This window comes from Trebonia sp. (assembly GCF_049794275.1).
In the GTDB taxonomy this organism is placed as follows: Bacteria; Actinomycetota; Actinomycetes; order Streptosporangiales; family Streptosporangiaceae; genus Trebonia.
Genome location: NZ_JBARCR010000749.1, coordinates 1 through 1,909 on the forward strand (window position 1 = coordinate 1; position 1,909 = coordinate 1,909).

Sequence of the window (1,909 nt, forward strand, 5' to 3'; positions counted from 1 at the left end):
TCGCCGTGTTCGGCCTGCTGCCGCAGGTGTCTGCCGCGGTGAGCTGGACCGCGGTCGGCCTCGCCGTCGCGCTGAACATCTTCGGCCAGGTGATCCAGCTGTCGCACTGGGTGCTCGACATCTCCCCTTTCACCCACGTGCCGCGGCTACCTGGCGGCACGGTATCCGCGTCCCCGCTGCTCTGGCTCGCCGCGCTCGCCGTCGTCCTCGGCGGGACCGGCCTCGCGGCCCTGCGGCGCCGCGACATCGGCAGCGCGTTATACGGCCCTCCCGCTCTCCCGGTCTCCCGGTCTCCCGGTGGCGGGCGGCGCGAAGATCCCCTCATCGGCGCGGCGGGAGCGCTACGTTGAGACTCGGACGAGCTCCGTACGGCGTTGAAGTTGTCCGTGTTACTGCTGGTTCATCCGGTTCTATTGCGACACGACACGCTGATGTGGCCGTTCTGGTAGCGAAGATGTGTGTTAGCCGAGATGATGTTGTGACCTTGCCCGCCAGGTACTTCAGACACGAGGTGATCGCCACTATGAGGAGCGGATGGCCGCATACCCAGGCTGATCATGGGAGGCTTCCGGCGGACCCGCGGCGTGGCCCGTTCGGCCCGGACATCTCATGGCCAACCGGGTACTCCGACCTGGAGTACCGCGAGGGCGACTACCGCTACTCCGCTGCGGCGCCCCAGGCTCGGGCTGCCCAGCCGCCCGCGTCACAGGGCCAGCACCCCTACGCCGACCTCTCGGCGGCCGGGTATGGCGACGACGGCTACCGCGACTCCGGTTACGACGGACCCGCGGCGCAGGATGCCGGTTACGCTCAGCCTGGTTACCCGCCCGCCGCGCCGTCTGGGCCGTCAGGGCCGTCAGGGCCGTCAGGGAACGGATACGGCCGGCCTGGGCCTGGGCCTGGGCACGCTGGCCCCGGCTACGGCCCCGGCCCCGGTTACGGCGGCGGCCAGAACGAGCGGCCGTACCCCGCGCCGGCCCCGCAGGACTACCAGGGCCCTGACGCGTACCAGGCCGAGTCGCGCTGGCAGGCGTGGGACTACGACCAGCCGCTGCGCTATGACGACGAACGGCGGTCGCACCCGGGGCAGGACAGCCACGGCCCTCAGCAGGGTGAATACCGCGGCTCCGACGGCTACGAGCCGGACGCGTATCACGCCGCCCCGGTTTACGACCCGGCCGGCTACAACGGGTCCGACTACTCCCGGCCGGGCATCGACGGCCCGGGCTACGACCTGACCGGCATCATCGGCACCGGCGACTTCGAGGCGTTCGGCTACGACGAGCCGAGCTACGACCGGCTCTCCTACGACGACCCGCGCTACGACGACGGGCCCAGGGGCGGCGGATACCCTGGCCCGCACCCCGGCGGCGGTCCGCGCCTCGACGAGACGCGCATGGACATGAGGGCGCTGGGCGCGGCGCGGTCCGACGTGCCGCGGTTCGACGTGCCGCGGTTCGACGAGACCCGGCTTGACAGCCTGTGGCTGTCCGACGAGGACGTCCGGCACGACGAGCCCGTCGGTTACGAGAACGACGGGTTCGGCGGGGACGCTCCGGCCGGTTCCGGATTCTCGGCATTCGGCGCTCCCGGCGGCGGTCCGCGCCTCAACGAGACGCGGATGGACCTCAGGGCGCTGGGCACGGCGCGGTCTGATGAGACGCGGTTCGACGTCCCCGCCTATGACGCCTATGACGAGACACGCATCGACGGCATGCGCGCGATGGGCCCGCGGGCGTCGGCGACCGGCCTGCTCGCGCCGCCGGACGACCGGCCGCGGAGCTGGGCCGAGGAGACCTCGTTCGACGACTTCAGCGACTACGGCGTCCTGGACGACGAGCCTGTCCGGGCGCCCGCCGCGTTCGTGCGGACCGCCGAGCGCCCCGATCATCTCGAGCGTCCCGACGAC

2 pseudogenes are annotated in these 1,909 nt (G+C 71.7%); both read left to right on the forward strand.

Annotated elements, in window-relative coordinates:
* Positions 1 to 350: pseudogene (locus WA805_RS19640) on the forward strand (hypothetical protein); the annotation flags it as partial.
* Between the two features lie 173 nt (positions 351 to 523).
* Positions 524 to 1,909: pseudogene (locus tag WA805_RS19645) on the forward strand (hypothetical protein); the annotation flags it as partial.